This is a genomic window from Pseudoduganella violaceinigra DSM 15887 (genome assembly GCF_000425385.1).
Classification (GTDB): domain Bacteria; phylum Pseudomonadota; class Gammaproteobacteria; order Burkholderiales; family Burkholderiaceae_D; genus Rugamonas; species Rugamonas violaceinigra.
This window is the reverse complement of record NZ_KE384358.1, coordinates 203,282-227,792: the sequence shown is the minus strand read 5'-3', so window position 1 is coordinate 227,792 and position 24,511 is coordinate 203,282. Positions and strand designations below refer to the sequence as shown.

22 protein-coding genes are annotated in these 24,511 nt (G+C 66.3%); 15 read left to right on the top strand and 7 right to left on the bottom strand.

Annotated elements, in window-relative coordinates; all coding sequences use genetic code 11:
- Positions 1 to 3: 3 nt before the first annotated feature.
- Both ribA and H597_RS0123475 read right to left on the bottom strand, forming a co-directional pair.
- A complete protein-coding gene (gene ribA / locus H597_RS0123480) occupies positions 4 to 657 on the bottom strand; it encodes a GTP cyclohydrolase II (protein WP_028104255.1) in 654 nt (217 codons plus the stop codon).
- Between the two features lie 98 nt (positions 658 to 755).
- Positions 756 to 1,454, bottom strand: a complete 699-nt coding sequence (locus tag H597_RS0123475; RefSeq protein WP_028104254.1) for a pirin family protein — start codon at positions 1,452 to 1,454, stop codon at positions 756 to 758.
- Between the two features lie 105 nt (positions 1,455 to 1,559).
- Here H597_RS0123475 and H597_RS0123470 point away from each other — a divergent pair, with 105 nt between their 5' ends.
- The 5 genes from H597_RS0123470 (at position 1,560) to H597_RS0123450 (ending at position 7,221) form a co-directional block, all read left to right on the top strand.
- Positions 1,560 to 2,492, top strand: a complete 933-nt coding sequence (locus tag H597_RS0123470; RefSeq protein ID WP_028104253.1) for a LysR substrate-binding domain-containing protein — start codon at positions 1,560 to 1,562, stop codon at positions 2,490 to 2,492.
- Positions 2,493 to 2,576: 84 nt separating this feature from the next.
- Positions 2,577 to 3,530 carry an EAL and HDOD domain-containing protein gene (locus H597_RS32240; protein WP_051294056.1) on the top strand — a complete coding sequence of 318 codons (954 nt, stop codon included), beginning with the start codon at positions 2,577 to 2,579 and terminating at the stop codon, positions 3,528 to 3,530.
- Positions 3,523 to 5,682: a putative bifunctional diguanylate cyclase/phosphodiesterase gene (locus H597_RS0123460; protein WP_028104252.1), complete on the top strand. Its 2,160-nt coding sequence runs from the start codon at positions 3,523 to 3,525 to the stop codon at positions 5,680 to 5,682. The genes H597_RS32240 and H597_RS0123460 overlap by 8 nt, the downstream gene beginning before the upstream one ends.
- A 76-nt stretch (positions 5,683 to 5,758) precedes the next feature.
- Complete coding sequence (locus H597_RS32235; protein WP_051294055.1) at positions 5,759 to 6,313, top strand: glutathione binding-like protein; 555 nt, start codon at positions 5,759 to 5,761, stop codon at positions 6,311 to 6,313.
- Positions 6,310 to 7,221, top strand: coding sequence for a DMT family transporter (locus H597_RS0123450; protein ID WP_028104251.1), 912 nt, complete (start codon positions 6,310 to 6,312; stop codon positions 7,219 to 7,221). The genes H597_RS32235 and H597_RS0123450 overlap by 4 nt, the downstream gene beginning before the upstream one ends.
- On the opposite strand, the gene H597_RS0123445 is transcribed toward H597_RS0123450, so the two are convergent.
- Entirely contained in the window at positions 7,218 to 7,580 is a 363-nt protein-coding gene (locus H597_RS0123445) for a KGG domain-containing protein (protein WP_028104250.1), read from the bottom strand. The two genes, H597_RS0123450 and H597_RS0123445, sit on opposite strands and share 4 nt — an antisense overlap.
- Before the next feature lie 118 nt (positions 7,581 to 7,698).
- On the opposite strand from H597_RS0123445, the gene H597_RS32230 reads away from it, so the two are divergent.
- From H597_RS32230 to H597_RS0123430, 3 genes are read left to right on the top strand one after another with little or no spacing between them, the layout of a single operon-like run.
- A complete protein-coding gene (locus tag H597_RS32230; RefSeq protein ID WP_051294054.1) occupies positions 7,699 to 7,881 on the top strand; it encodes a DUF1810 family protein in 183 nt (60 codons plus the stop codon).
- Entirely contained in the window at positions 7,881 to 8,261 is a 381-nt protein-coding gene (locus H597_RS0123435) for a glutaredoxin (protein WP_028104249.1), read from the top strand. The genes H597_RS32230 and H597_RS0123435 overlap by 1 nt, the downstream gene beginning before the upstream one ends.
- Positions 8,261 to 8,662 carry a PPC domain-containing DNA-binding protein gene (locus tag H597_RS0123430; RefSeq protein WP_028104248.1) on the top strand — a complete coding sequence of 134 codons (402 nt, stop codon included), beginning with the start codon at positions 8,261 to 8,263 and terminating at the stop codon, positions 8,660 to 8,662. The genes H597_RS0123435 and H597_RS0123430 overlap by 1 nt, the downstream gene beginning before the upstream one ends.
- Positions 8,663 to 8,682: 20 nt before the next feature.
- Here the strand turns inward: H597_RS0123430 and H597_RS0123425 are convergent, their stop codons facing one another.
- On the bottom strand, positions 8,683 to 8,877 hold the full coding sequence (locus H597_RS0123425; RefSeq protein WP_028104247.1) for a hypothetical protein: 195 nt from the start codon (positions 8,875 to 8,877) through the stop codon (positions 8,683 to 8,685).
- A gap of 99 nt (positions 8,878 to 8,976) precedes the next feature.
- Between H597_RS0123425 and H597_RS36185 the strand changes: the two genes are divergently transcribed.
- Positions 8,977 to 9,531, top strand: a complete 555-nt coding sequence (locus tag H597_RS36185) for a type II secretion system protein (protein WP_083941254.1) — start codon at positions 8,977 to 8,979, stop codon at positions 9,529 to 9,531.
- A gap of 5 nt (positions 9,532 to 9,536) precedes the next feature.
- Here the strand turns inward: H597_RS36185 and H597_RS0123415 are convergent, their stop codons facing one another.
- The 3 genes from H597_RS0123415 to dgt are packed head-to-tail and all read right to left on the bottom strand — an operon-like array spanning position 9,537 to position 11,918.
- Positions 9,537 to 9,755, bottom strand: coding sequence for a DUF3820 family protein (locus tag H597_RS0123415; RefSeq protein ID WP_028104246.1), 219 nt, complete (start codon positions 9,753 to 9,755; stop codon positions 9,537 to 9,539).
- A gap of 4 nt (positions 9,756 to 9,759) precedes the next feature.
- Positions 9,760 to 10,698: an AraC family transcriptional regulator gene (locus H597_RS0123410; RefSeq protein ID WP_028104245.1), complete on the bottom strand. Its 939-nt coding sequence runs from the start codon at positions 10,696 to 10,698 to the stop codon at positions 9,760 to 9,762.
- A complete protein-coding gene (dgt, locus tag H597_RS0123405) occupies positions 10,695 to 11,918 on the bottom strand; it encodes a dGTP triphosphohydrolase (RefSeq protein WP_028104244.1) in 1,224 nt (407 codons plus the stop codon). Before dgt ends, H597_RS0123410 begins: the two co-directional genes overlap by 4 nt.
- 90 nt (positions 11,919 to 12,008) lie before the next feature.
- Here dgt and H597_RS0123400 point away from each other — a divergent pair, with 90 nt between their 5' ends.
- The 6 genes from H597_RS0123400 to H597_RS0123375 all read left to right on the top strand — a co-directional run bounded on the left by H597_RS0123400 (position 12,009) and on the right by H597_RS0123375 (position 24,502).
- Positions 12,009 to 13,478: a sodium:solute symporter gene (locus H597_RS0123400; protein ID WP_028104243.1), complete on the top strand. Its 1,470-nt coding sequence runs from the start codon at positions 12,009 to 12,011 to the stop codon at positions 13,476 to 13,478.
- Between the two features lie 26 nt (positions 13,479 to 13,504).
- Positions 13,505 to 15,382, top strand: coding sequence for a signal peptide peptidase SppA (gene sppA, locus H597_RS0123395; protein WP_028104242.1), 1,878 nt, complete (start codon positions 13,505 to 13,507; stop codon positions 15,380 to 15,382).
- A 189-nt stretch (positions 15,383 to 15,571) separates the two neighbouring features.
- Complete coding sequence (locus tag H597_RS0123390; RefSeq protein WP_028104241.1) at positions 15,572 to 16,915, top strand: efflux RND transporter periplasmic adaptor subunit; 1,344 nt, start codon at positions 15,572 to 15,574, stop codon at positions 16,913 to 16,915.
- Complete coding sequence (locus tag H597_RS0123385; protein WP_028104240.1) at positions 16,912 to 19,968, top strand: efflux RND transporter permease subunit; 3,057 nt, start codon at positions 16,912 to 16,914, stop codon at positions 19,966 to 19,968. Before H597_RS0123390 ends, H597_RS0123385 begins: the two co-directional genes overlap by 4 nt.
- Positions 19,965 to 23,132, top strand: coding sequence for an efflux RND transporter permease subunit (locus H597_RS0123380; protein ID WP_028104239.1), 3,168 nt, complete (start codon positions 19,965 to 19,967; stop codon positions 23,130 to 23,132). Before H597_RS0123385 ends, H597_RS0123380 begins: the two co-directional genes overlap by 4 nt.
- Positions 23,129 to 24,502, top strand: a complete 1,374-nt coding sequence (locus H597_RS0123375; protein WP_035375048.1) for an efflux transporter outer membrane subunit — start codon at positions 23,129 to 23,131, stop codon at positions 24,500 to 24,502. The genes H597_RS0123380 and H597_RS0123375 overlap by 4 nt, the downstream gene beginning before the upstream one ends.
- Positions 24,503 to 24,511 lie beyond the last annotated feature (9 nt).

The window sequence follows — 24,511 nt, the reverse complement described above, 5'->3', positions numbered from 1 at the left end:
GGGTTACAGTTCGCCGTCTTCGGCGGCGGGTGGGGCGACGGGCGTCATCATATGCCCCAGCTTGGCCGCCTTGGTGTTCAGGTAGTGCTGGTTGAAGGCGTTGCGGTTGACCAGCAGCGGCACGCGCTCGGCCACTTCGACGCCGAGGGCGCCCATGGCCGCGATCTTGCGCGGATTATTGGTCATCAGCTTCAGGCGCTTGACGCCGAATTGCTTCAGCATCGGCTCGACCAGGGCGTAGTTGCGCTGGTCCGGCTTGAAGCCCAGTTGTTCGTTGGCTTGCACGGTGTCGGCGCCTTGCTCCTGCAGGCGGTAGGCGCGCATCTTGTTGATCAAGCCGATGCCGCGGCCTTCCTGGCGCAGGTAGAGCAGCACGCCGCGGCCTTCTTCGGCGATGCGTTTCAGCGCGCCCTCGAGCTGGGCGCCGCAATCGCAGCGCTGGGAGAACAGCACGTCGCCCGTCAGGCACTCGGAATGGACGCGGGCCAGCACGGGCTCGCCATTGCCGATATCGCCCAGCACCATGGCCAGGTGCTCTTTGCCGGTCGCGTGTTCGACGAAGGCATGCAGCGTGAACTGTGCCCACGGCGTCGGCAAGGCGCACGAAGTGACGTAGTCCAGATCTTCTTTTACCGGTTGTTCTGCTGCGGGCTGCATGATGCTCTTTCAATCTTTATATTGTGGAACCCTGCAATCATAACAAAAACCCGGTAAATCGGGGCCTGACCCTGCGGGGCAGACCCCGGCGTACCGGTTCAAGGCAGGTCGAACAGCAAAACCTCGACATTATCCGCCCCGGACAAGCGCACCGCCGCCTCGCCGGTGAGCTTGGCCGCGTCGCCGCCTTGCAGGGCGGTGCCGTTGACGCTCAGCGCGCCGCGGATCACATGGACATAGGCCTGCCGCCCGGCAGCCAGCGTATGCACCACATCCTCCCCGCCGTTCAGGATGGCGGCGTAGATCAAGGCATCCTGATGCACCAGCACCGACCCATCGCGCCCGTCCGGCGAGGCGATCAGGCGCAGGCCGCCCGCCTTGCTCTCCGGCGTGAAGTGCTTTTCCTCGTACCCTGGCGCGATGCCGTCCTGGGAAGGCTGGATCCAGATTTGCAGGAAATGCACGCCTTCGCGGTTCGAGTGGTTGTACTCGGAGTGGCGCACGCCGGTACCCGCCGTCATGCGCTGCACGTCGCCGTAATGCAGCACCGAGCCATTGCCCATGCTGTCCTTGTGCTCCAGCGCGCCGCTCAGCACATAGGAAATGATTTCCATGTCGCGGTGGCCGTGGGTGCCGAAGCCCTGGCCCGGCGCCACCTTGTCCTCGTTAATCACCAGCAGCGGCCCGAAACCGACGTGTTTCGGGTCGTAGTAGTGGCCGAAGGAGAAGCTGTGGCGGGAATCCAGCCAGCCGAAATTGGCGGTGCCGCGGTCTTCAGATTTGCGAATTTGTAACATGATTGCCTCCTTGTGCGATAATTTCGATCAGATGTTTCATAGTATATGGGCCGTTGATCGCGCTAAAAAGCGAATAATTTGCCTTCTTATGATCGAAAATTTCGAATGCTCAGAATAAGCCTCGATGCTTTGCAGATTGTCGACGCGATCGACCGTGGCGGCTCGTTTGCCGCGGCAGCGCGCGAACTGTTCCGCGTGCCATCCACGATTTCCTACACGGTGGGCAAGCTCGAAGAGGAACTCGGCGTGCTGGTTTTCGAGCGCGTCGGGCCTCGGGTGGAACTGACCGCCGCCGGGCGCGAGCTGCTGAAAGAGGGCCGCTACCTGCTCAAGGCGGCCGGCGACCTGGAGCAGCGCGTCCGGCGCGTGGCCTCGGGCTGGGAAACCGAGCTGGCGATCGGCGTCGACTCCATGTTCGGCGCGGCCGTGCTGGCGGAGGACGTGCGCGCCTTCTACGAGGTGACCCAGCAAACCCGCCTGCGCCTGGTGCAGGAAACGCTGGGCGGCAGCTGGGAAGCCTTACTGGAGCGGCGGGTTGATCTCGTGGTCGGCGCCCCGGGCGATGGGCCGGCGGGCGGCGGCTACGTGTCGCAGCCAATCGGGCAGCTCAACTGGGTGTTCGCGGTGGCGCCGCAGCATCCGCTGGCACCGGTGCCAGGACGCTTGGGCCGCAATGATTTACAGCGCCACCGCGCGATTGCCACAGCCGACAGTGCGCGCCTGCTGGCGCCGCGCACGGTTGGCCTGGTGCTGGGGCAGGACACGCTGACGGTGCCGACCATGCAGGCCAAGTTCGACTACCAGCTTGCCGGCCTGGGTTTCGGTTTCCTGCCCGAGCGCTGCGCGCGCCAGGCGATTGCCGCCGGCCTGCTGGTGGAAAAAGAGGTGGAAGAGCCGAAACCCGAAGAAACATTCTATCTGGCCTGGCGTAGCGGGGAATCCGGCGCGGCCCTGCGCTGGTGGCAGCAGCGCATGGGTGAACCCGGCCTGTTCGAGCGCCTGTGCCGCCATTTGCCAATTGTTGCGCCTGATCAATAAAGTCGCCGATGCCGTGGCTTTCAAGTTGACGTCGGCCAACCATATCGGACACCATAAGCGTTCGCGCTCTTCCATTTGGCACGCATGTCCAACCCCGCAACCCTTGTATTTTTGAAGCTTCTGGCCAACCGCCAGGGCAAACCCGGCGGCTACCTGTTCAGTGGCGGCGGCGCAGCCTTGCCTGCCGAGCTGGGCCGGCTGGCCGGCAAGCTGCCGTGCTTCTATCCGGCGGCCACGCCTGCACAGTGCGCGGCATCGCTGGCCGAGCTGGGTTTTTCAGCCATGCCGGACGGCGTACTGCAACGTGCAGACGCGGCATTCGATGTGCTGCTGGACGCTCGGGTCGAATGGATCGAAGGCGACTGGCCGCTGCAGGCGCCGCCCCGGTCCGATGGCGCACAGGCCGCATCGCGCGCCATGGCGCTGCAGCTGGTGCAACTGGTGACCAACGACGCCGCCACCCTCGAAATCGAAGAGGTCCTGCGGCGCGACCCGACCCTGTCTTACCACTTGCTCAAGCTGGTCAATTCGCTTGCCATGGGCGTGGGACGCAAGGTGACGAGCTTCAGCCAGGCGATCCTGATCCTGGGGCGCCAGCAATTGCGGCGCTGGCTGAACCTGATGCTGTTCGCCGCGCGCAGCGACGATGTGCGCTCGCCGATGCTGCTGGCGCGCGTTGCCGTGCGGGCGCGCGCCATGGAATTGCTGGCGCAGGCGGCAGGGCAGGGCAAGCAGGTGCAGGAGCAAGCCTTCATGGCCGGCATGTTCTCGCTGCTGGGCGTGCTGTTCGGCGTGTCGCTGGACGCGCTGCTGGCGCCGCTGAAGCTGGGTGATGCGACGCAGCAGGCCTTGCTGTCCCGTTCCGGCGATCTGGGCGAGCTGCTCTCCACGCTGGAGGCGGCCGAGCGCGGCGACCTGGCGGCCGTGGCGGCGGGGCTGGAAACGCTGCAAGTATCAGCGCTGGACTTTAACCGCCTGGTGGCGGAAGCTAATCTGTGGATGCTGGACATTACCACGCAAGTAGGCGCCCATGGATAAGGACCGGATCGCACATTGCCTGGCACTGAGCGGGCTGGCGCGCAGCCAGCAGGGCGAAGCGCAGGCCGCCACGCTGACGGAGCTGGAAGCGGCGCTGCGGGGCTTGCAGCCGGTGCCGCCGGCGCCCATCCCGGCGGCGCAACTGATGCTCGACCAGGCCGGCTACCTGACGGCCTGGAGTGACGGCGCGGAACAGTTGTTCGGCTATCGCGCCGGCGAAGCGCTGGGCCAGCACGTGCTGTTCCTGTACGCGGAGGAAGACGACGACGGCGGCGTCGATGAAATGGTATTGGATGCCGACCATGCGGCGGTCGACGTGCGGCGCCGGAAGAAGTCCGGTGAAGTGATCCGCGTGCGGCTGAATATCACCCTGCTGCGCGACGCGGCCGGCCAGCCGAGCGGGATGCGGGTCCTGATCTCGCCCACGGTGGAGGGCTTGACGCAGCAGGAGAAGACCCGGCTGCATGCCCGCATCATCGAGGAAGGCGAGCAAGGGGTGCTGATCACCGACGCGCAGGAACGCATCGTCTCGGTCAACCACGCCTTCACCCGCATGACCGGCTACTCCGCGCTGGAGACGCTGGGCAAGACGCCTGCCATGCTGCGCTCCGGCGCGCCCGGTTCGGATTTCCCGGAACGGGTCAACGCCGCCGCCCAGGGGGCGGAGCCGTGGCGCGGCGAGATCCTGGGGCGGCGCAAGAGCGGGGAGCTGGTGCCGCAGGCGGTCACGGTCAGCGCCGTGCGCGGCGAAGACGGCGCCGTCAGCCACACTTTCTCGCTGTTCTCCGATATCAGCGTGCACAAGGATGCCGAAGCGCGCATGCAGCGCCTGGCCAATTACGATGCCCTGACCGGCTTGCCGAATCTGGGCCTGCTGCTGCAGCTGCTGGGGCAGGCCATGACCGAAGCGCGCCGCAAGCAGGAGCACGGCGCGTTGCTGGTGCTCGAGGTCAACCGCCTTGGCGCCATCAGCGATACGCTGGGGCACGAAGTCAGCAATTCCGTGTTGATTGAAGCAGGGCGCATATTCCGCATGGTGCTGCGCGACGAAGATATCCTGGCGCGCCTGGACGGCGGCAAATTCGCGGCGGCGCTGCCGCAAATCGAGAAGCGCGAGCACGCGGCGATCGTGGCGCAAAAGCTGATCGCGGCACTGGAAGCGCCGCTCAAGGTCGGCGGGCACAGCCTGCAGGTCAGCGCCCATGTGGGCGTAGCGGTCTATCCGGAAGACGCGCAGGAGGCATCGGAACTGGTGCGCGGGGCCGATGCGGCGATGTCGCGCGTGATGCCGGGCCAGGCGCCGGCGCTGCTGTTCTACAGCGAAGAAATGAATCAGCGCGCCAAAGAGCATTTGCGCATCGAGAACGAATTGCGGCTGGCCCTGGCGAACGAGGAGCTGCTGCTGTACTACCAGCCCAAGGTCAGCCTGCGCAGCGGGCGCATTGTGGGCGCGGAAGCGCTGCTGCGCTGGCGCCACCCGGTGCGCGGACTGGTGTCGCCGGGCGTGTTCATCCCGGTGGCGGAAGAGACCGGGCTGATCCTCGAACTGGGCAACTGGGTGCTGGAAGAAGCCTGCCGCCAGATCGCCGTCTGGCGCGACGCCAACCTGATGATGCCGCCGATCGCCGTCAACCTGTCGGCGCGCCAGTTCGACAGCAAGCTGCCGGAACATCTGGCCGCCGTGATGGCGCGCCACCAGGTGCTGCCGGAACAGCTGATGCTGGAGATTACGGAAAGCCTGCTGGTCGGCGGGGCCGAGAATGTGATCGCCATCATGAACCAGCTGGTGGCGATGGGGCTGTCGCTGGCGCTGGACGATTTCGGCACTGGCTATTCCAGCCTGGCCTACCTGAAAAAATTCCCGATCAGTACGCTGAAAATCGATCGCGCCTTCGTGGTCGGTCTGCCGTTCGAGGAAAACGACTGCGCCATTGCGCGCGCCATCGTGACCATGGCCAAGCAGTTGCGGCAGGAAATCGTGGCCGAGGGCGTGGAAACCACGGAGCAGATGAGTTTCCTGCGCGAGCTGGGGTGCGACCAGCTGCAGGGCTACCTGTTCAGCCAACCGGTCGGGGCGGCGGACTTCGAACGCATGCTGCGGGACAGCAAACGCCTGGCGGTGACTGGACGGCAAGCGACGCTGGCTCTATAAAATTGTTCATTCCTGGATCTTTGTTGGAGCCAGGACGCGGCGCACACTCTCCCTGACGACATCGAAAGGGATTGCCATGCTGGACTTCTACTACGTCGCGACACCCCAAGGGCAGCAACTGCTGATGTTCCTGGAGGAGACCGGTTTGCCGTTCCGGCGCATCCCCCATGCCGGGGCGCTGGCCATGGTCGACCACTGGCCGGCCGACGGCGGCGAAGCGCAGGCTTTGCAGGAGGCGGGGGCGATGCTGCTCTACCTGGCGGAGAAACCGGAGTTCGGCCTGCCCGCCACGATGCGCGGCCGGGTTGAAGCGCGGCAGTGGCTCTTCTGGCAGAAGTCATTTGAATGCCAGGGCCGGCAAACAGCGGAGCTGTTCGGCACACTCGACAGGCAGCTCGCAGGCCAGCCCTATCTATGCGGCGAGGCGTATTCGGTGGCCGACATTGCCTGCTTCCCGTGGGTCAGCGCGCGCGGCACGGCGCTGGCGGCCCATCCCCATCTGGCGCGCTGGTTCCATGCGGTGAGCCAGCGCCGCGCCACCCAGCTTGCCTATGGGCGAGAAATGTCCCCATTCCTTCCTGACCCCACGAGGGATATTTCGCTGACGGCGCTGGCGGAGGTGCTGCCATGAGGCGGGCGGATGCGGCGAGCATGCTGGCGGTGGCGGCGATCTGGGGCGCGTCCTACCTGTTCATTCGCGTCGGGGCGCCGGAGTTTGGCGCGGCGGCGATGGGCGGGGTGCGCGCGGTGGCGGCAGCCGCCTTGCTGTTGCCCTTGCTGGTGTGGCGCGGCCAGCTGGGCGCCTTGCGCCAGCATTGGCGCGGCATCGGCTTTGTCGGCGTGACCAACGCGGCGCTGCCATTCCTGCTGTTTAATTTCGCGGCCCTGACCATCCCGGCGGGCCTGTCGTCGATCCTGAGCGCGACAACTCCTTTGTTTGCCGCCCTGATCGGCGCCATCTGGCTGGGCGAACGGATGACGGTGGCACGCATGGCCGGGCTGTCGCTGGGGTTTGGCGGCGTAGTGCTGCTGGTGGCGGGCAAACTGCACTTCTTGCCCCAGCATGACATGCTGCGCACGGCGCTGGCCTCGCTGGCATGTTTGGCGGCGACCCTGCTGTATGGGATCTCCGGCAACTTCAGCAAGCGCCACCTGTCCGCCGCGCCGCCGCTTGCCGTGGCGGCCGGCAGCCAGATGGTGGCGGCGCTGCTGCTGGCGGGCCCGGCATTGGCGCTGTGGCCGGCGCAGGCGCCGTCGGCCAAGGCCTGGGGCGCGGTGCTGGCGCTGGCGGCGCTGTGCACGACCTTTGCTTACGTGCTGTTCTTCGGCTTGATTGCGCGGCTGGGGGCGAGCAAGGCGATGAGCGCGCTGTTCATGATCCCGGCCTTCGGCGTGCTGTGGGGCTGCCTGTTCCTGGGGGAGACGTTCTCGCTGCAGATGGGAGTAAGCTGCCTGGTGATCCTCGCGGGGTGCGCGCTGACCACCGGGCTGCTGGAACCGTCGCGCTGGACGGTTCCGTTCACGACGCGGCGCGCTTAGCGCTTGTCGTCGTTTTTGTGGCTCTGGCGGCCTGCTTCGGCATGCTGTTCCGGCGTGCCGCCGCGGGTGCCGCCACCGGTGCTTTGACGGTTGTCGGAGTCGGATGAACCCGACTGGCGGTTGCCGTCATTCTTGTGGCTCATGCTGCCGGCCTTGCGCGCTTCTTCCGAAGTGAATTCGTGCGCATTGCCGGATGCATGGGCTGCCTTGCCGCCTTCGCTGGCGATCTCGCGCTGGCGTTCCGGATCCATCGAAGCGAAGCCACGGTTGCTGGTGTCGCCGCTCTGGCGGTTGCCGCCTTCATTGCCCGACTGTTTGGAGTCGCTGCGGTTGTCCTTGTCTTGCTTATTCGATGCCATGATCATCTCCCATTTCAGTTTGAAGGAGTGCTCATGGTAGGCAGGACAGAGCAGGCAATTAATCAGAACACGCGAGAAGACTTTGTAGGAGAATGGCTCATTGAAAAGTAACACTTTCATGAGGACGCCATCCACCGTCCATGGTATCTTCGGGTCGCCGGACAATATGAAGTTCCATTCGTCGATGACCCTGTTTGCCCAGGCGACAGCCGGCGAAGCATTGTTCCGCGATTGCCTCGACAAATATTTTGGCGGCGTGCCCGACCAGGCCACGCTCGACCTACTGGATAAGGAAAGATAATGACCCGTACCATCCTCGACGACGCCCACCTGCACCCCGCCATCCGTGAGCGCATCGCGAAGAACCATGCCGATATCGTGGCCGAAGTGCAGTCTGCGCTGGCCGCCAACCGTGTGGTCGTGGTGGGCATGCGCGGCAATCCTTTCCCGAAGAAGGCTCGCCGCATGCTGGCCGAAAAGGGCACGCAGCATACCTATCTTGAATATGGCAGCTATTTCAGCCAGTGGCGCCGCCGCACCGCGCTCAAAATGTGGAGCGGCTGGCCGACCTTCCCGATGATCTTCATCGACGGCGTCTTGATCGGCGGCTATTCCGACCTGGAACGCCTGGTCGAGACGGGCGAGTTCACTACCCTGGTGGCGCCACGCCTGCCGGCATGATGGAAGCGCTGCCGCTGCGCCTGAATCCGGGCGACGACTTGCGCGGCGCCGTGGAGCAGGCGCTGCTCGATAACGGCGCCACGGCCGGCTATCTGCTTCAGGGGATCGGCAGCCTGAGCGTGGCGCAGATCCGCTATGCGGGACTGGCGCAGCCGACCGAGTTGCTGGGCGACCTGGAAATCCTGACGGTGGCCGGTTCGGTGGCGCCGGAGGGCGCCCACCTGCACATGATGGTGTCCGATGCGCGCGGCCGGGTGTTCGGCGGCCATGTGGGGCGCGGCTGCATCGTGCGCACCACGGCTGAATTGCTGCTGGCGATCTTGCCCGCGCACCGTTTCGCGCGGGGCTACGACCCCGTTACCGGCTTTGCGGAGCTGGAAGTTCGGATTGCGCCCGGCTAGCTCGCCGCCGCGCCACGCCTTCACTGGCCTCGGGACATCCCTTGCGCCATGCCGCCACATATGGCGCGCCCATCCCGCCGCGCCTTGTCTTCCGCGAAATCTTCTGCGGCAAAGACGATCCCGCCGTTGAGCCCCATTCCAAGACGCTGTTCATCACCTGCCTTGCGGGAGGATGGCATGTGTCTGTTTATGGTCACGGACCAGGGCCAGTCCATGCGGTTGCCTGCACAAACTCCGCTATACTGCCGAGACATCTTTCAAGATGAAACTAAGTCGTTTGTCCTTGATTATTAAGCAAAATTTGGATTTTTTCCATGTCTCGGGATTCAATGTGGGCGAGGGCCGCCGCCATGCCGGCCAAGGGTTTTACGCTGATCGAATTAATTGTCGTAATGGTCATTCTCGGCATTTTAGCGGCGGTGGCGTTTCCAAAAATGGTGGACTACGGGTCGTCGGCCCGCTCTGCGTCGATCCAGGCGCTGGGCGGGACGGTCAAGACCTACCTGAATTCGGTACGCGCCCTGACGGCGGTCCGGGGCATGGGGACGGCGGGCGGCCCCGCCAACATCACCTTCGTCGATATGAATGGCACCCAGGTGCGCATCTGGAGCGGTTACCCGGACCGCTGGTGCGACGGCGTCGGCCTGGCGCTGCACGACTCGAAGATCCCGAGCGGCGGCTGCTACCTGTCCGCCAGCGCCGTGCCATCCACCGATTACACCTTCTACGGCTACGGCAACAGCCAGATTCCCGGCGGCGACGCGGGATGGCGGATCGAGAAGGCGCCCACGCCGAGCCAATGTTCGGTCCAGTACACGTATAACGGTTCGGGCATTCCGGTCGTCAAGGTCAACACCGGCGGCTGCTGAGGACGTCAATTCCGGCGCGGGCGCAGCGGTTCGAGCAGGCCGCGCAGGTTGTTGTGGTCGATCTCGTACATCAATGCCAGCAGCGCGCCCAGCTCCCCTTTCGGAAAGCCTTCGCGCGCCATCCAGCCCAGGTAGTGACCCGGCAAATCGGCCAGCTTGCGGCCCTTGTACTTCCCGTAGGGCATATCGCGCGCCACTAGCATTGCCAGGTATTCCGGGTTCATCTTGTTAAAGTGCTTTCACAGGGATGCAGATTTCGCAGGTGAAGTCGGCCTCGGTCTGTGTCGCCAGGCTTTCGTAACGCTCGAAGCAGGGGCGTTCGTCGCACTGCAGGCCGCTGGACGGCAGCCACTCCTTCATCAGGCGGTTCCATACCGGGCCGATATCGCGCGGCGAGCCGGTATAGCGGGTGACAGCGTAGCGTCCGCCGGGCAGGTTGGCCACGCTGAATTGTCCGCCTGGCTCCAGGCCCGCCGGGATTTCGACGCAAGCATCGTAGCGGCATTTGTCGGCCGGCGTCAGGCTCGGGTCGTCGTGCCCGATACCGTAGCAGGTGGCTTCGGCCAGGCCGTTGCCGAGCATCCAGGGCATGACCGACTGCGCCCAGAACTGGCCGACAGCCGGGCCGTATGGACCGATGTGGCGGCGGTAGGCGACGCGGGCCGGTTGCAGTTCCATGACTTTGACATCCATGATTGTTTCTCCGTAAGGGGGGTGGGAGACGTCATGTTCGCCGTTCGCGCCGCCGCGGGCCTGACCGTTCTTGCTGTTCGCCTGATCGAAATTGCTATTTTCCGCCCGCAGCGCGGCGAGGAAGGCGGCCGTGCGCTCCGGCGTCTTGTTGCGCCATTCGGTGGGGGTGCTGCCGAAGCGGCTCTTGAAGGCGCGGGCAAAGGCTTCGCCCGAGCCGAAGCCGGTCGACAGGGCCACCTCGAGTACCACGCCGCCGGCGGCCAGCTTGTGCGCGGCCGCTTCCAGCCGGCGCCGGCGCACATAGTCGCCGATGGTCTCGCCCATCCAGCCGGCGAAGATGCGGTGGAAATGGTAGCGCGAGAAGTTGGCGATGTCGGCCAGGGCCGGCAGGTCGAGCTGCGCGTCCAGGTTGCGGTCGATGTGGTCGAGCACACGGTTCATGCGGCGCTCGTATTCGCTGCGCGGATCGTTCATTTGACGGGGTAGATGCGGTCGAGGCTGCCGGGGCCGAAGTATTTTTCGTACTCCCTGGCGGCGTAGGAATCCATCATGCCGGAGATGTAGTCGACCACCAGCCGTTCGCGCGAGTCCTTCACGCTGCGGATGGCCGGCGGCAGCAGGATGCCGCCCCGGTTGTAGCTGTCGTCGGTCAGGACTTCGAACAGGCCGCGGATGATCTTTTCGCCGCGCTTCTCATACAGCTGCACGTCCTTCTTGCGCAGGATGGCGCGCCACAGCAGGCTTTTCAGGCCGCGCGCCAGCAGGCCCTTGGTGCGGTAGCCCAGTTCGGGGCCGTGCTTGCCTTCAACCACGGCAATGTCGCGGCACAGTTCATGGACAATCTGCGATGTCAGCTCCTTGCGCAGCACGATGGAATATTCTTCCGAGCTTTCCTGCATATCGCATTTCAGCGCTTCTTCGTGCGCATGGTTGGCGATGCTGGCGAATTGCTCGTAGGCGGCGGAATAATCTTTGCTGATCTTGAATTCGTGGACGATCTCGCCCCAGGTGATGATGCCGAAGCTCAGCGCGTCTTCCACGTCGTGGGCGGCATAGGCGATTTCGTCGGCCAGGTCCATGATCTGGGCGTCGATGCTTTTGCGCAGGGAAATGCCGTGCGCAGCCAGCTGCGTGCTCAGAAATTCGTGGTCCTCGTCGTACAGGAACTTCTTCGGGTTGTCGGTGCGGCGCTGGAAGTACTTGGTGATGCCGAGCAGGGAGCGCACGGTCAGGTTCAGGCCCGCGTAGGCGTGGTGCTTTTTCTCCAGCGTGCGCAAGGTGCGGAAGGCTTGCGCATTGCCTTCGAAACCGCCCTGGCCGGCCACCAGTTCATCCAGGATTTTTTCGCCGTAGTGGCCGAAGGGCGGGTTGCCGATGTCGTGGGCCAGCGAGCAGGTTTCCGATACCACGCTGCGTTCGAGCCCCAGGTCGGCGGCGATGGAACGGGCGATCTGCGCCACTTCCAGGCTGTGGGTCAGGCGGTTGCGGTTGAAGCGGTTGGCGTCCACGCCGAGCAGCTGCATCTTGCCCTGCAGGCGGCGGAACGAGGCGGAGTAGAGCACGCGGGCGTAGTCGCGCATGCATTCTTCGCGGCCCTCGCCGCGGCCGTCGGCCTGGGCATGCACCCGGTATTCGAGCGGCAGCACCAGCGCTTCCTGGGCGCGGGCGAAATCGATGGTGTTTTTGTCGTACATTGGCTTTTCCTTGGTTTGCAGGCGATTCTAAGGCGCTTCTGCATTCAGGTGTATATTGCAGCCCAATTTGTTTCATCGCTGGATAATAAAATGTCACCTGTTTCGCTTTTTCTCGTCGTGCTGGCCTATTTCGGCCTGCTGCTCGGCGTGGCCTGGGCCACGTCCCGCAACGCCAACAACGACAGCTTTTTCATCGGGAACAAGTCGTCGAACTGGATGCTGGTGGCCTTCGGCATGGTGGGCACCACGCTGAGCGGCGTGACGTTCATCAGCGTCCCGGGCGCGGTGGGGCGCGACGGCTTCGGCTATATGCAGATCATGCTCGGCTACGTGCTGGGCTACCTGGCCGTGGCCAATGTGCTGCTGCCGCTGTACTACCGCCTGCAACTGACGTCGATCTACCACTACCTCGATGTGCGCCTGGGCCGCCGTGCCTACCAGAGCGGGGCGGCCTTCTTCCTGCTGTCGCGCACCCTGGGCGCCACCGCGCGCCTGTACCTGGTGGTGAATATCCTGCAGGCGACCATCCTGGACAGCCTGGGCGTGCCGTTCTGGCTCACCAGCGTGGTGATCCTGGCCATGATCCTGCTGTATACATATGAGGGCGGGGTGAAGACCATCGTCTGGACCGACACCCTGCAAACCACGGGCATGCTGGTTGGCCTGGTGGCCTGCACGGTGTTCCTCTTGCACGAGATGAACCTGGGCGTGCTGGAAAGCCTGGACAGGATGCGTTCGAGCGGACTGGCGCGCGTGTTCATCACCGACGCCGACAGTCCGGCCAATGTCTGGAAGCAGGTGGTGGCGGGCGCCTTCATCGTGCTGACCATGACCGGCATGGACCAGGAAATGATGCAGAAGAATATCTCGGTCAAGACGCTGGGCGATGCGCAGAAAAACATGCTGGCGCTGAACCTCATCCTGGCCGGCGTGCTGACCCTGTTCCTCTTCCTCGGCGGGCTGCTGTACCTGTACGCACCGCAGGTCGGCGTGGCGGCCAGCGGCGACAAGATCTTCCCGGCCGTGGCCATGGGCCATTTGCCGGCCGTGCTGCAGCTGGTATTCATGATTGCGCTGATCAGCGCACTGTTCCCCAGCGCCGACGGTGCGATCACGGCGCTGACGTCGTCATTCTGCATCGATATCCTGGGCCTGAAGCGGCGCCAGGACCTGGACGACGGCGCGCAGCTGCGCATCCGCCACCGCGTGCACCTGGCGTTCTGCGCCCTGTTCCTGCTGATGGTGATGGTGTTCAAATGGATCGACAGCGCCAGCATGATCGGCGTGATTCTCAAGCTGGCCGGCTATACCTACGGTCCGCTGCTTGGCCTGTTCGCGTTCGGCCTGCTGAGCAAGCGGACCGTCAACGACCGGCTGGTGCCGTGGGTGGCGTTGGCCGGTCCGCTGCTGTGCGCCCTGGCCGATTTCAACCAGCAATGGCTGTTCGGCAGCTACCGCGTCGGCCTGGAACTGCTGGTCGTCAACGGCCTGCTGGTGATGGCCGGGCTCTACCTGATTTCTTCACCGTATAAGGCGAATGTCGCTTATAGTGTGAGGTAGTTTCAATTTTTGCACTAGGAGTAAAGATGTCCCGCTCTGTTTTCTCTTATATCCGCAGCGGTTTTGCCTGGTTCTGGCGGACCGTGGACAACGGCCGCCGCGCCACCATGAACTTCCTGTTCCTGCTGGTGGTCGTGCTGCTGATTGCCGCCATCTTCGGCGGCGGCGCCAAGCCCCTGGGCGACAAGACCATGCTGGTGCTGAACCTGGAAGGCGCGCTGGTGGAGCAGGCGTCCGGCAACAGCCGCGATGCGCTGATGGCAGGCTTGTCCGGCGGCGAAGTGCACAAGGCGGTGCAGCTGCGCGACGTGCTGAACGTGCTCGACGCCGCCGCCAAGGATCCGCAGATCAGCGGCGCCGTGCTCATACTCGATGAAATGCAGGGCGGCGGCCAGGCCATGCTGCGCGAAATCGGCGCGGCGGTGGACCGCTTCAAAGCCAGCGGCAAGAAGGTGGTGGCCTGGGGTTCCAGCTACAACCAGCGCCAGTACCAGGTTGCCGTGCACGCCGACGAAATCTACCTGCACCCGATGGGCGCCGTGTTCCTGGACGGCTTCGGCAAGTACCGCAATTACTACCGCGATGCGCTGGACAAGGTGGGTGTGACCGTGAACCTGATGAAAGTCGGCACCTACAAGAGCTTCGCCGAACCGTACATCGCCAACGGCCCGTCGCCGGCGGCGGCCGAAGCCGATGCCTTCCTGTACCAGGACCTGTGGACGCGCTACACCGCGCAGGTCGAACAGTTGCGCAAGATGCCGGAAGGCGCGCTGATGAAGGCGATCGACAACCTGCCGGCGCTGGTGGCCGGGGCCAAGGGCGACCTGGGCAAGGTGGCGCTGGACGTCAAGCTGGTCGACGGCCTGAAGACCAAGGATGAACTGCGCGAGATGATGAGCAAGCGCGGCGTGAACGACCCGGCGGCCAAGTCCTTCCGCCAGGTGAGCTACCACGACTACCTGGCGCGGGTATTCCCCAAGCTGACCGGCGATGCGATCGGCGTGGTGATGGCCGTCGGCGAAATCAGCGACGGCGATGCGCCGGCCGGCCAGATCGGCGGCGCGTCGACGGCGCGCCTGGTGCGCATGGCGCGCGAGGACAGCTCGATCAAGGCGGTGGTGCTGCGCGTCGATTCGCCCGGCGGCAGCGCTTTCGGCTCGGAGCTGATTCGCCGCGAGCTGGAGCTGACCCGCGCTGCGGGCAAGCCGGTCATCGTTTCGATGGGTAACGTGGCCGCTTCCGGCGGCTACTGGATTTCCATGGCGTCGGACGAAGTCATGGCCGATCCGGCCACCATTACCGGTTCGATCGGCGTGTTCGCACTGTTCCCGACCGTGGACAAGGTGATCGACAAGCTGGGCATCCATACCGCCGGCCAGACCACCACCTGGCTGGGCGATGCCGGCAATCCGATGCGGCCGATGGACCCGCGCTTCGGCCAACTGATCCAGGGCGCCATCGGCCACACCTACGAGGAATTCACCACCAAGGCGGCCAAGGCGCGCAATACCACGCCGGACAAGATCGATGCCGTGGGCCAGGGCCGCGTATGGACCGGCGCCCAGGCGCAGGAACGCGGCCTGGTCGACACCCTGGGCGGTTACAAGGATGCGCTGAAGGCCGCGGCACGGCGCGCCAAGCTGTCCGGCGAGCCGCGCGTGGTCTACATCGAGCGGGAAGCGTCGCGCGTGGACAAGGTGCTGGAGTTCTTCGGCGCCTCCAGCGCCAAGGCCGCCATGGCCAAGGCTTACGGCGAGCAGACGCGCAGCGCGCTGCTGCCGGCCGGCGTACCGGCGGGCGTGGCGAGCGAGGTGGTGCAGGATCTGGGCTGGCTGAACGAGATGACGGCCCAGCGCAAGCCCTTCATGGCGCTGACCCATTGCCTCTGCAGTTCACCGGACTGATTTGTAGCAGCTTTGTAAGCAGTTATGACGAGAAAAAAGCCGCCGGCCCGTCCGGCGGCTTTTCTTTTGGGGCCGCCGCATGTCTGCGCCGCATGTCTGAATTGTTTCGCATGTTTCGTGTCTAACGTATTTGGCGGAAACCCCTGTGCTAGAGTCGATTCGAACGTCTACCACAGAAAGGGTCGCCCGATGGAGGCTCCGACAACACCTAATTCCGCTGTGAAACCAGCCACCGGCCGGCGTTCGCGATGGACCGGCGCCGTCGCCGCCATGGCCGCCATGCTGGCCTTGGGCGGACTGGCCTGGTACCTGACGCAGCGCGGCCCGGCGGACGGCGGGCAGGGCGCAGCAGCGGCAAAGGGCGCCGGTGGCCGGGGCGGGCGCGGCCCGGCTGCCACGGTCGGCGTGGCGACCGCGGAAACGGCGGATTTACCCGTCACCCTGGATGCGCTGGGGACGGTGACCGCAGCCGCCACCACGACCGTGCGGCCCCAGGTGAGCGGCATCCTGCAGCAAGTGCTCTTCAAGGAAGGCCAGATGGTGAAGGCCGGGCAGGTGCTGGCGCAGATCGACCCGCGCCAGTTCGAACTGCAGCTGATGCAGGCCAGCGGCCAGCGCGAGCGCGACGAAGCGCAGCTGGAAAACGCGCGCCTGACGCTGGAACGCTATCGCACGCTGCTGTCGCAGGACTCGATTGCGCGGCAGGATGTCGATACGCAGGCGGCGCTGGTCAAGCAGTTGCAGGGCACGGTCACGACCGACCGCGCCAACGAAGGCACGGCGCGCCTTAACCTCGGGTATACCAAGGTGCTGGCGCCGATCAGCGGGCGGGTCGGCTTGCGCGTGGTCGACGTCGGCAACCTGGTCGGATCGAACGATGCGGCGGGCATCGCCGTGATCACGCAGCTGGCGCCGATCGACGTGGCTTTCGCGGTGCCGCAGGACCGGGTGCCGGAACTGGCGCCGCGTACCGGCGCCCGCATGGCGGCCCAGGCCTACGACCGCACGCGCAGCAGCGTGCTGGACAAAGGGGAGTTCTTCGCCCTGGACAACCAGGTCGACACGCAGACCGGTACGGTGATGGCGAAGGCGCGCTTTGCCAACGCCGGCGCATCGCTGTTCCCCAGCCAGTTCGTCAACCTGCGCCTGGAACTGCGCACCATCAAGGATGCCGTGGTGGTGCCCGTGACGGCCTTGCGCCACGGCGCTTCCGGCGATTATGTGTATGTGCTGCAGGACGGGCAGACGGCGTCGCTGCGGCCCGTCAAGCGCGGACTCGCCACGGTCGACAAGGTGCAGATCGAGAGCGGCCTGGCAGCGGGCGAGCAGGTGATCACCGAGGGCGCGGACCGCATCAAGGACGGCGCACGGGTGACGCTGCCGACGCAGCGGCCAGGCGCCGAGGGCGAGCACCGGGGCCGCGAGGGACGGGCGGGACGGCATCGCGCGGATGGCGCAGCGTCGGCGTCGGCGTCCGGCGCAGCGGAACACGGCCGGCGCCGCCGCGACGACGCCGGCGGCGCAGCGCGATGAGCCCCTCCGCGCCATTCATCCGGCGGCCGGTGGCGACGGCGCTGTTCATGCTGGCCATCGTGCTGGCGGGGCTGCTTGGCTACCGTTTCCTGCCGCTGTCGGCGCTGCCGCAGGTCGATTTTCCGACAATCCAGGTGCGCACCCTGTATCCCGGCGCCAGTCCGGAGGTCATGGGCCGCACCGTGACCGCGCCGCTGGAACGGCAGTTCGGGCAGATGGCGGGGCTGCAGCGCATGAGCTCCACCAGTGCCGCCGGGGTCTCCATCATCACGCTGCAATTCAGCCTGGGGCAGACGCTCGACGTGGCGGAGCAGGAGGTGCAGGCCGCCATCAATGCCGGCAGCTCGCTGTTGCCGACCGACCTGCCGGCGCCGCCGGTGTACGCCAAGGTCAACCCGGCCGATGCGCCGGTGCTGACGCTGGCGATCACCTCCAGCAGCATGCCGCTGACGGAAGTGCAGAACATCGTCAATACGCGCCTTGCCCTGAAAATCAGCCAGGTCAACGGTGTCGGGCTGGTGAACCTGAGCGGCGGCCAGCGGCCTGCCGTGCGCATCCAGGCCGATACCCAGGCCCTGGCCAGCTACGGCCTTGGGCTGGACACGCTGCGCAGCGCGATCACGGCGGCCAATGCCAACAGCGCCAAGGGCAGTTTCGATGGCCCGGCGCGCGCCTTCACCATCAACGCCAATGACCAGTTGCTGGCGGCCGGCGACTACCGCCAGTTGATCGTCTCCTACCGCAACGGCGCGCCGGTGCGGCTGCAGGACGTGGCGCGCGTGGTCGACAGCGCGGAAAACGTCAAGCTCGGCGCCTGGGCCGGGATGACACCCGCCATCATTCTCGATGTGCAGCGCCAGCCGGGCGCCAATGTGATCGCCACGGTGGACGCGATCAAGGCGCGCCTGCCCGAACTGCAGGCCAGCCTGCCTGGCGCCATCGAGGTGAGCATCCTGAGCGACCGTACCCACGGCATCCGCGCTTCGGTCATGCACGTGGAAATGGAGCTGCTGCTGGCCGTGGTGCTGGTGGTGCTGGTGATCTTCGCCTTCCTGCGCAGTCCGCGCGCCACGCTGATCGCCAGCCTGGCGGTACCGATCTCGCTGGTGGGCAGCTTCGGCGTGATGTACCTGCTGGGCTACAGCCTGAACAACCTCAGCCTGATGGCGCTCACCATCGCCACCGGCTTCGTGGTGGACGACGCCATCGTGATGATCGAGAACATTGCGCGCCATATCGAGCATGGCGCGAGCCCGATGGATGCCGCTCTCAAAGGGGCGCAGCAGATCGGCTTCACCATCATTTCCCTGACGGTGTCGCTGATTGCCGTGCTGATCCCGCTGCTGTTCATGGGCGACGTGGTGGGGCGCCTGTTCCGCGAGTTCGCGGTCACGCTGGCCATCACCATCCTGATTTCCGCCGTCGTGTCGCTGACGCTGGTGCCGATGATGTCCGGCCGCTGGCTGCTTGCGCACAAGGAGCACGGGACGTCCCTGTTCGAGCGCCTGGTCAAGCGCTATGACGGCAGCCTGCAGTGGGTGCTGGAGCGCCAGGGCCTGACCTTGCTGGTGGCGCTGGGCACGCTGCTGCTGACGGTGTTGCTGTACCTGTGGATCCCCAAAGGCCTGTTCCCGACCCAGGACACGGGCCAGCTGCAGGCGCGCATCGAGGCCGCCCAGACGGTTTCCTACGAACGCATGGCGCAGCTGCAGCGGCAGGCGGCGCGCGCCATGCTGGAGGACCCGGCGGTGGCGTCCCTCAGTTCCGTGGTGGGCGTCGATGCCGGCAACAACACCATGCTGCATACCGGCCGCATGCTGGTCAACCTGAAGCCGGAGCGCGACAAGCTGCAGGTGGTCATGGATCGCTTGCGCGAGCGCGTGGCGCAGGTGCCCGGTGTTACGCCGTACCTGCAGCCGACGCAGGACTTGACCATCGACGCGGAAAGCGGCCCAACCCAGTACCGCGTGTCGCTGGAGGGCGCCGACAACGCCACGGTGGCCGAATGGGCCGGCAAGCTGGCCGAGCGGATGGTCTCCAAGGCGCGCCTGCGCAACGTGGTGTCCGACGTGAACGCGACCGGTGCGGGGGCCTATGTCAGCATCGACCGCGATACGGCGTCGCGCCTGTCGATTACCGCGGCCGCGGTGGACGACGCGCTGTACAGCGCCTTCGGCCAGCGCATCGTCTCGACGATTTTCACGGAAACCAACCAGTACCGCGTCATCCTGGAGGCCGGGCAGGACCGCATGGATACGCCGCAAGCGCTGGGCAACCTGCCGCTGCGCACCGGCAGCGGCAGGGCGACGCCGCTATCGGCCATCGCCAGCGTGCAGGAGCGTCCGGCGCCGCTGCAGGTAACCCATGTCGCGCAATACCCGGCCACCACCATCGGCTTCGATGCGGCGCCGGGCGTGGCCCTGGGCCAGGCGGTCGATGCGATCCGCGACGCGGCTGGGGAAATCGGCCTGCCGCCGTCGGTCAGCCTGACCTTCCTCGGCGCGGCGGGCGCCTACCAGGCTTCGCTCAGCAACCAGCTCTGGCTGATCCTGGCGGCGGTGGTGTGCGTGTATATCGTGCTGGGCGTGCTGTACGAAAGCTATATCCACCCGCTGACCATCCTGTCCACGCTGCCCTCGGCGGGCGTGGGGGCGCTGCTGGCGCTGATGCTGACAGGGCAGGAACTGGGCGTGATCGGCATCATCGGCATCATCCTGCTGATCGGTATCGTGAAGAAGAACGCGATCATGATGATCGACTTCGCCATCGAGGCCGAGCGCGAGCAGCGCATGGCGCCGCGCGATGCGATCCACCAGGCGGCGCTGCTGCGCCTGCGCCCCATCCTGATGACGACGCTGGCGGCCCTGTTCGCGGCGATCCCGCTGATGCTCGGCTGGGGCGAGGGGGCTGAACTGCGCCGGCCGCTGGGGCTGTCGATCTTCGGTGGCCTGATCGTCAGCCAGCTGCTCACGCTGTACACCACGCCGGTGATCTACCTCGCTTTCGACCGCCTGGCGCAGCGCCGGCGCGCCGGGCGTGAGGAGCTTGCATGAACCTGTCCGAACCCTTTGTCCGCCGCCCCATCGCCACGGTGCTGTTGACGATCGGGCTGGCGCTGGCCGGCATCGCGGCGTTCTTCGTGCTGCCCGTGTCGCCGCTGCCGCAGGTGGACTTCCCTTCGATTTCGGTCAGCGCCAGCCTGCCCGGCGCCAGTCCGGACACCATGGCCAGCAGCGTGGCCACGCCGCTGGAGCGCCGCCTGGCGGTGATCGCCGGCGTGAACGAAGTGACCTCCACCTCGGGCAGCGGCGCGACGCGCGTCAACCTGCAGTTTGAGCTGAACCGCAAGATCGATGCGGCGGCGCGCGAGGTGCAGGCGGCGATCAATGCCTCGCGCGCCGACCTGCCGGCGACCCTGCGCAGCAATCCCACCTACCGCAAGGCCAATCCTTCCGATGCCCCGGTCATTATCCTGGCGCTGACATCGTCCACGCGTAGCCCGGGGCAGGTGTACGAGGCGGTGTCGAATATCGTGCAGCAGAAGCTTGCGCAAGTAAAAGGCGTCGGCGACGTGGAGATCGGCGGCGGTTCGCTGCCGGCGGTGCGGGTGGAACTGCTGCCGTTCGCGCTGAACCGCTACGGCGTGTCGTCGGAAGACGTGCGGGCGGCGATCCAGGCCACCAACGCCAACCGCCCGAAAGGGGCGATCGAGGTGGCGGGGCGGCGCCTGCAGATCTACTCGGCCGCGTCGAACGCCAGCGGCGGGCGCAGCGCGGCGGACTATCGCGACCTGGTGGTGGCCTGGCGCGACGGCGCGGCCATCCGCCTGGACGATGTGGCGCAAGTGACCGACGGCGCGGAAAACCGCAACACGCTGGGCCTGTTCAACGGCGACCCGGCCGTGATTGTGCTGGTGACGCGGCAGCCGGGGGCGAATGTGATCGAGACGGTGGATGCGGTACGGGCATTGCTGCCCCAGTTGCAGGCGCAGCTGCCGCAGGACGTGAAGCTGCAGGTGGCGTCCGACAGCACCAATTCGATCCGCTCCTCGCTGCTCGAAATCGAATGGACGCTGCTGATATCCATTGTGCTGGTGGTGCTGGTGGTCAGCGCCTTCCTGCGCAGCGCCCGCGCGACCGTGATTCCGGCGATCGCGACGGTGGTGTCGCTGCTGGGCACCTTCGGCGTGATGTACTTCCTGGGCTTCAGCCTGAATAACCTCAGCCTGATGGCGCTGACGGTGGCCACCGGCTTCGTGGTGGACGACGCCATCGTGGTGCTGGAGAACACGGCGCGCCATATGGAGCAGGGCATGGAACGCTTCGCGGCGGCGCTGCAAGGCGCGAAGGAAGTCGGCTTCACGGTGCTCTCCATCAGCGTGTCGCTGGTGGCGGTGTTCATTCCCTTGCTGTTCATGGGCGGCCAGGTGGGGCGGCTGTTCCGCGAGTTCGCCGTCACCTTGTCGGCGGCGGTGATGATTTCGCTGGCGATCTCGCTGACCACGACGCCGATGCTGTGCGCCTGGCTGCTGCGTCCGGAGGCGGTGCGGCAGCGTCCGCCAGGCCGCCTGGCGCGCCTGTGCGAGCGCGGCTTCAAGGCCATCCTGCGCAGGTACGAGACGTCGCTGGACTGGGCGCTGTCGAGCGCCTGGCTGGTGATGCTGCTCCTGGCGTTCGTGGTCGGCTTGAGCGTCTATGTGTACGCCGCGGCGCCCAAGGGCTTCTTCCCGCAGCAGGATACGGGGCAGATCAACGGCGGCATCCGGGCCGACCAGAGCATTTCGTTCCAGGCCATGCAGGGCAAGCTGCGCGCGCTGGTCGATATCATCCGCGCCGATCCGGCGGTGGCCACGGTGGTGGGCTTTACCGGCGGTTCGCGCGCCGGCGGCGGCTTCATGTTCGTCAGCCTGAAGCCGGTCGCCGAACGGGATGCGACGGGCCAGCAGGTGATTTCCCGCCTGCGTCCCAGGCTGGCGCGCGTGACCGGCGTGTCGCTGTTTCTGAACACCGTGCAGGATTTGCGCATGGGCGGGCGGCAAAGCAATTCGACCTACCAGTACACGCTGAAAAGCGATAACCGCACGGATTTGAAGCGCTGGGCGTCGCGCCTGGCCGACGAGATGAAGCGGCAGAAGGCGCTGGTCGACGTGGACACCGACCAGGCCGACAACGGCGTGGAAACCTTCGTCTCGGCCGACCAGGACATGGTATCGCGCATGGGCCTCACCATGCGGGATGTCGACAATGCGCTGTACAACGCTTTCGGGCAGCGCCAGGTGGCGACAATCTACGATGAACTGAACCAGTACAAGGTGGTCATGGAGGTGGCTCCCGAATATGCGCGCAGTCCGGAGGCGCTGGCCGATGTCTATGTGGCGCGCAAGGCTAGCGCAGGCTCGCCGGAGGGCGGATCGGTGGTGGGGGCGGGCATGCGCGACCCTTCCGGCGGTTCGGCCCTCAGTCCCAAGGCGCAGGCGATGGTGCCGCTGGCGGCGCTGGCCACGTTCGCCGAGCGTTCCACGCCGGCATCCGTGAACCACCAGGATGGCGAACTGGCGACCACGGTCTCGTTCAACCTGGCCGACGGCGCCAGCCTGGGCCAGGCGCAGCAGGCGGTCAAGGATGCGGAGAATGCGATCGGCATGCCGAATAATGTGCGCGGCAGCTTCCAGGGCACGGCCCGTACGGCGCAGGAGACCAACGCACAGCAGCCGTTCCTGATCGCCGCCGCGCTGGTGGTGATCTACATCGTCCTCGGCATGCTGTACGAAAGCCTGCTGCATCCGCTGACCGTGCTCTCGACGCTGCCCTCGGCCGGCGTGGGCGCGGTGCTGGCCCTGCTGTTGTTCCGCATGGAGTTCTCGCTGATCGCCCTGATCGGGGTCTTCCTGCTGATCGGCATCGTGAAAAAGAACGCCATCCTGATCATCGACTTTGCCCTGGAGGCGCAGCGCACGCGCGGGCTCGATGCGCGCGGGGCGGTGCGGGAAGCCTGCCTGCTGCGCTTTCGCCCCATCCTGATGACGACCATGGCCGCGGCGCTGGGCGCGCTGCCGCTGGCGATAGGCTTCGGCGAAGGATCGGAGCTGCGCCAGCCGCTCGGTATCGCTATCATCGGCGGCCTGGTCGCCAGCCAGCTGCTCACTTTACTGACCACGCCGGTGGTCTATCTTCTGCTCGACAGGATGCGCCTGCGTGGCGCGAAGGCCACACCATGAAAATAATTCTCGGCGCGCTTACCCTTGCCCTGGCCGGCTGCGCCACCGGCCCGGCGTATCAGCCGCCCAGCGCACCGCTGCCGGCCGGATTCAAGGAGGCGCAAGGCTGGCAGCCGGCCGCGCCGGCCGACCTGCTGGACAAGGGGCCCTGGTGGGAGCTGTTCGGCGACGCAACCCTGAATGCCCTGGCGCCGCAGGTCGAGGTGAACAACCAGAACGTGGCGGCGGCGCAGGCGCGCTACGCCCAGGCGCGCGCGATCGTGGCCGAACAGCGCGCGGCGCTGTTCCCGGTGGTGACGCTGGACGCCAGCGCCAACCGCAGCGGCGGGGGCGGGCAGCAGCGCACCGGCAACCAGTACCGGGTCAATATCGGCGCCAGCTGGGAGCCCGACGTCTGGGGCCGCCTTGCCGCGGGCGTCGGCGGGGCCCGGGCCGGGGCCGAGGCCAGTGCCGCCGACCTGGCCGCGGCCAGGCTGGCGGCGCAAGGCGAGCTGGCCGCCAACTATTTCGCCCTGCGCCTGGTGGACGCCCAGCTTGCCCTGTTGGGCGAAACGGTGCAAGGCTACCAGCGCGTGCTGCAGATCACGCAGAACCGGGTCAGCGCCGGGGTGGCGCCCAGTTCGGACCTGCTGCAGGCCCGGACCCAGTGGGCCAATGCCAGCGCCGACCTGCTCAGCGCGCAGCGCCAACGGGCCCAGCTCGAGCATGCCATTGCTGTTTTATTGGGCAAGGCGCCGGCCGGCTTTGCGCTGGCAGCGGGCCCCTGGGGGCTGCAGGCGCCGGAGATCCCGGCCGGCCTTCCCGCCACGCTGCTGGAACGGCGGCCGGATATCGCCGCCGCCGAACGCCGGGTGGCCGCCGCCAACGCGCAGATCGGCCTGGCCCGCAGCGCCTATTTCCCGAGCCTGAGCCTGGGCGGCAATGACGGCGTGGCGGGCAGCCAGGCGGGCGGCTTGTTCAGTGCATCCCACACCCTGTGGTCGCTCGGCCTGTCGGCGGCGCAGGCGCTCTTCAACGCCGGCGCCACCGGGGCCCGGGTCGACCAGGCCGGCGCCGCGCGCGACCTGACGGTCGCCAACTACCGCCAGGCCGTGCTGGAAGCGCTGGCCGACGTGGAAAACCAACTGGCAGCCAGCAAGGTGCTGGCGCAGCAGCAAGCCTTGCGCGAGACGTCGGCCGCCGCCGCCAGCCAGGTCGAGCAGCAGATGCTGAACCGCTACCGCGCCGGCCAGATCGGCTACAGCGAGGTGGTGACGGCCCAGGTGACGGCGCTGAACGCCCGGCGCGCGCTGCTGCAGGCCCAGGCCGACCGCCAGACGACCGCGGTGGCCCTGGTGCAGGCGCTGGGGGGCGGCTGGCGCAAACCGTAAGCGACCGGT

What these genes read in the sequence shown, in the direction of transcription:
- ribA (WP_028104255.1), bottom strand. Translation starts at nt 657, where the DNA reads ATGCAGCCCGCAGCAGAACAACCGGTAAAAGAAGATCTGGACTACGTC.
- H597_RS0123475 (WP_028104254.1), bottom strand. Translation starts at nt 1,454, where the DNA reads ATGTTACAAATTCGCAAATCTGAAGACCGCGGCACCGCCAATTTCGGC.
- H597_RS0123470 (WP_028104253.1), top strand. Translation starts at nt 1,560, where the DNA reads ATGCTCAGAATAAGCCTCGATGCTTTGCAGATTGTCGACGCGATCGAC.
- H597_RS32240 (WP_051294056.1), top strand. Translation starts at nt 2,577, where the DNA reads ATGTCCAACCCCGCAACCCTTGTATTTTTGAAGCTTCTGGCCAACCGC.
- H597_RS0123460 (WP_028104252.1), top strand. Translation starts at nt 3,523, where the DNA reads ATGGATAAGGACCGGATCGCACATTGCCTGGCACTGAGCGGGCTGGCG.
- H597_RS32235 (WP_051294055.1), top strand. Translation starts at nt 5,759, where the DNA reads ATGCTGGACTTCTACTACGTCGCGACACCCCAAGGGCAGCAACTGCTG.
- H597_RS0123450 (WP_028104251.1), top strand. Translation starts at nt 6,310, where the DNA reads ATGAGGCGGGCGGATGCGGCGAGCATGCTGGCGGTGGCGGCGATCTGG.
- H597_RS0123445 (WP_028104250.1), bottom strand. Translation starts at nt 7,580, where the DNA reads ATGGCATCGAATAAGCAAGACAAGGACAACCGCAGCGACTCCAAACAG.
- H597_RS32230 (WP_051294054.1), top strand. Translation starts at nt 7,699, where the DNA reads ATGAGGACGCCATCCACCGTCCATGGTATCTTCGGGTCGCCGGACAAT.
- H597_RS0123435 (WP_028104249.1), top strand. Translation starts at nt 7,881, where the DNA reads ATGACCCGTACCATCCTCGACGACGCCCACCTGCACCCCGCCATCCGT.
- H597_RS0123430 (WP_028104248.1), top strand. Translation starts at nt 8,261, where the DNA reads ATGGAAGCGCTGCCGCTGCGCCTGAATCCGGGCGACGACTTGCGCGGC.
- H597_RS0123425 (WP_028104247.1), bottom strand. Translation starts at nt 8,877, where the DNA reads ATGGACTGGCCCTGGTCCGTGACCATAAACAGACACATGCCATCCTCC.
- H597_RS36185 (WP_083941254.1), top strand. Translation starts at nt 8,977, where the DNA reads ATGTCTCGGGATTCAATGTGGGCGAGGGCCGCCGCCATGCCGGCCAAG.
- H597_RS0123415 (WP_028104246.1), bottom strand. Translation starts at nt 9,755, where the DNA reads ATGAACCCGGAATACCTGGCAATGCTAGTGGCGCGCGATATGCCCTAC.
- H597_RS0123410 (WP_028104245.1), bottom strand. Translation starts at nt 10,698, where the DNA reads ATGAACGATCCGCGCAGCGAATACGAGCGCCGCATGAACCGTGTGCTC.
- dgt (WP_028104244.1), bottom strand. Translation starts at nt 11,918, where the DNA reads ATGTACGACAAAAACACCATCGATTTCGCCCGCGCCCAGGAAGCGCTG.
- H597_RS0123400 (WP_028104243.1), top strand. Translation starts at nt 12,009, where the DNA reads ATGTCACCTGTTTCGCTTTTTCTCGTCGTGCTGGCCTATTTCGGCCTG.
- sppA (WP_028104242.1), top strand. Translation starts at nt 13,505, where the DNA reads ATGTCCCGCTCTGTTTTCTCTTATATCCGCAGCGGTTTTGCCTGGTTC.
- H597_RS0123390 (WP_028104241.1), top strand. Translation starts at nt 15,572, where the DNA reads ATGGAGGCTCCGACAACACCTAATTCCGCTGTGAAACCAGCCACCGGC.
- H597_RS0123385 (WP_028104240.1), top strand. Translation starts at nt 16,912, where the DNA reads ATGAGCCCCTCCGCGCCATTCATCCGGCGGCCGGTGGCGACGGCGCTG.
- H597_RS0123380 (WP_028104239.1), top strand. Translation starts at nt 19,965, where the DNA reads ATGAACCTGTCCGAACCCTTTGTCCGCCGCCCCATCGCCACGGTGCTG.
- H597_RS0123375 (WP_035375048.1), top strand. Translation starts at nt 23,129, where the DNA reads ATGAAAATAATTCTCGGCGCGCTTACCCTTGCCCTGGCCGGCTGCGCC.